Source organism: Spiroplasma sp. hy2 (genome assembly GCF_044714365.1).
In the GTDB taxonomy this organism is placed as follows: Bacteria; Bacillota_I; Bacilli_A; order Mycoplasmatales; family Mycoplasmataceae; genus Spiroplasma; species Spiroplasma phoeniceum.
In genome coordinates, this window is the sequence record NZ_RXFZ02000113.1 from 1 (window position 1) to 3,410 (window position 3,410).

Below are 3,410 nucleotides of genomic sequence, written 5' to 3' on the forward strand. Positions count from 1 at the left end.
TWAAAATTTAAAGCAAAATCATAATCTTACACAAAATTAGTTTTCAAATTGTCATATTGATGATTTTTTTTATTTCATCAAGAGTTTTCGACAAAATTAAAGAAAAAATTTAAAAAAATTGTATTTATAATATAGTATAATAAAAATAATTAAGATTACTAAAATTAAATTTATGTAGTTCTTAATATTTAAATTGTTATAAATACAATTTTATCCCACTAAATATTATTTATTATAATAAATTTGATTTTTTTGTTTAATAAGTCTTAATTAATCAAAAAGTAAATAATATTATTTTTAGTGGAAAATTGTTTTTAAAAACAATTTTCCACTTTTTTATTTTATTTAAAGTTAAAAAAAGTAATTTAATTTGTTGTTGTGAATAAATTAAAAATAAAAATTTAATGTTTTGCTTATTTGGAATACCGAAAAACCAAATATGGCTTTTAAAAAAATATTGGAGTAAGCTGCTACCTCGGATAAAAAGATGCTACACAACTGTAAACTTGTTTTTTGCGATTTTGTAAATTAAAGACTTTGATTAAGTTAGACGCGTAGTGGTGCATTCATAACATTTAATAACAAGAATAAAAATAAAATCGTGTGCGTAGCAGTAGCTGACTGTTTAAGAACTGGATAAGGATGTCTTAATTAACTATATGGGTGACTTGTCAGGGGGGGGTATTTGTGTCAAATAACAAAATAAACAATATGAATAAAAAATTATCGTCCTTGCACTTTCACTTGAAGGTGAGTGCCGGCGAATAAAATTGATTTTTTTCGTCTCAATATAACATAAAACTTTTAAAAGGAGTCTAATTGAAAATGCAGGATTTTAAAAAAATTAATAACAAAAAACGAATTACTAGTTATGAACATTTAAATAAAAAATATGATTTGAATTTTAGTGACTATAATTTTGGTTTTGATTGAGAAGTATTTAAAGATTTTGTTGGTGATAGTTATGTCCGATATTTTACGACGAATTGTTTTTTTAAATTTGTCTCAGCGGGTCGTGGTACTAATAAGACATGAAATCACCTAGCAGAAAAATTATTTTTTGTTTGTAATTTTACCGATGCTTCATCTAATATTTTGCGAAGATATGCCAACACCCACGAAGATACTACATTTGGTGATACAATTAATGTCTGTAACTATCTATATGATAAATATGGTATTGATATAGGTCCCGACAATGAAAATGGTATTATTTGACCTAAAAATGTTAAAGAAGGTGGCGAAATTGTTTTTCCTAGTGGTGTTCGTATTGCTTTTGCGGGTTATGCTAATGGTAATAAAATTATGGGAAAAGTTGGTAAAGGTAGCGGTATTATATCGGCATGAACTGATGAAATGATCCATGCTGAAGAAAAAGAAATTTTAACTGATAAAGAACTAGATAAAAGATATAATAATTTAAGAGTTTCAATGTTTCGTTCAAAAAGTTTAAAAGTGTCTTACAAAAAATACACGGATGAAAATGATAATGAACAATATAATCTAGATAATCCTATCGCAGTAAAAGAATTATCTTGGACATTTCAAGAATGAGATAATATAACAAAACAATACATAACCGTAACAACATATTTTCATAAAACATATTCTAATCAATTCACTTTTAACCCTTTTGATAAATACCATGTCTTTTATGAAAAATTTGTAACGCCATATTTACCGTTAAATGAAAGAATTAAAACTATTTTAAAAGAACACAATCAAGTATATTCCGAAAATAAACAAGCATTTAATGGCTTGGGAGTTTTTAACTTACGATTAACAATGGGCGCTGTTTGAAATAAAATACCTGATATTACTAAAAAACTTGTTTTAGCAAATAAAGAAGAGCGACCAGATTTATTTGAACTTGAATACTATGGTTTTGAATATAATGATAATGACCCTAGCATTTATGTTTTACGAAATTATCGTAAATATATTAAAGAATATAATTTACAAGATTTTTATAATTCAAACACAAAACAGTATCAATTTGATAGTTATTCAGTTGGTGTTGATTATGCTAACGGTAGTGAAGACCATACAGTGTTTTTATTTAGTGGATATAAAATTAATGAAAATAAGGAGTATGATAAATATTTAATTGAAGAAAATGTTATTACACCAAAAAACGCAATGAATTTAAATGAAATAGTTGAACACTATGGACAATGAATAATTAATACTTTTGATAAATTTGATGGTTTTGAATATGCGACATTTCATTATGATATTAATGCCCACGACTTTATGCAAAAATTGCAAGAAGATATTTACCCTTATTTAGGTTATAAAATTAAAATGTTTAAAGCCAAAAAACATCAAACTTTGTTTAATAAAGAAGCGGGTATAATCAATCGAGTAACCTGAATAAGAAAAATGTTTGTTCAAGGCAAAATATATGGTATTTTAGATAATTTTCCATTTTTAGATAAGTGTATTAGTGAATTAAGATTTAGTGATAGCAAAACAAACACACCCGATAGTAAAATGTATCATGATCCATATGATGCTTTGTTTTATGGTTCTTATCCATATCGCTTTAAAATGGGAATATAAAAAATTGCTGTTAAGCAATTTTAATTTTTTAACATTAAATTATTTACCGCAGTTTTTATCGCCTGTGTTAATTGTAAATCACTCATCATCGATTTTTTGAATAACAAAACTACAATTTTCACATTTATTTAAATCTTCATCTAAACTTATTAATTTATGTGTAGTTTTTTCTTTTTTCATAATTATTAATAAATTCTCTTATACTTTTTGTGGCTTCTTATTGTTTTAAATTTTTGGTAAAACAACAACAAATTCTTTTTGCCCTGTTGCTTTATTTTTTCCAATAATTATTATTGTAATTTTTTTGGATGTTGATAAATCAATATATCGTGGTTGAAAGTGATTAAAATAATCTTTAAAAGCAAGTATAAAATCATTTTCTGTTAATGAATTATCAATTGTTTTTATTGCTTCTAAAACTTTTGGTTTTAGTGCAATAAGAACCTCATATTCTTTTACCTCATCTCGTTTAGTAGCCTCAACTTTAATTGGAGGATTAATAGAATTAATAAATAAAATATTTTTCTCAATTTTTCATTTTAGTTTTTTGTTTTCATCTTGTAGTTTTTTGTTTTCATCTTGTAGTTTTTTGTTTTCATCTTGATTGTCTAAATCTTTATTTGTTTTTACTTTTTCAACACTACAAGCAATAATGCTACTTGCCCCTGTTGTAGTTAAAATAATCGCTTCTAAAATACTTAATATTTTTTTCATAATTAATCCTTTCTTCCTTTATATATTAGACTTCTTGCATAACCTAGTTATTTTAAAATTCCTATAAAATATATTTAAAATAGAAATTATAGGAATTTTAAAATAACTAGGTTATGCAAGAAGNNTYTATATAT

Annotated in this window: 3 protein-coding genes; 1 reads left to right on the plus strand and 2 read right to left on the minus strand. The window is 24.7% G+C overall.

Annotation, left to right across the window (positions count from 1 at the left end; genetic code table 4):
• Window positions 1-825: 825 nt before the first annotated feature.
• A complete protein-coding gene (locus EHV01_RS04120; protein WP_422066328.1) occupies window positions 826-2,562 on the plus strand; it encodes a hypothetical protein in 1,737 nt (578 codons plus the stop codon).
• 39 nt (window positions 2,563-2,601) lie between these two features.
• Here EHV01_RS04120 and EHV01_RS04125 read toward each other — a convergent pair whose 3' ends face one another.
• Both EHV01_RS04125 and EHV01_RS04130 read right to left on the minus strand, forming a co-directional pair.
• Entirely contained in the window at window positions 2,602-2,742 is a 141-nt protein-coding gene (locus tag EHV01_RS04125; RefSeq protein ID WP_422066329.1) for a hypothetical protein, read from the minus strand.
• A 45-nt stretch (window positions 2,743-2,787) separates the two neighbouring features.
• On the minus strand, window positions 2,788-3,276 hold the full coding sequence (locus EHV01_RS04130) for a lipoprotein (RefSeq protein WP_422066330.1): 489 nt from the start codon (window positions 3,274-3,276) through the stop codon (window positions 2,788-2,790).
• Window positions 3,277-3,410 lie beyond the last annotated feature (134 nt).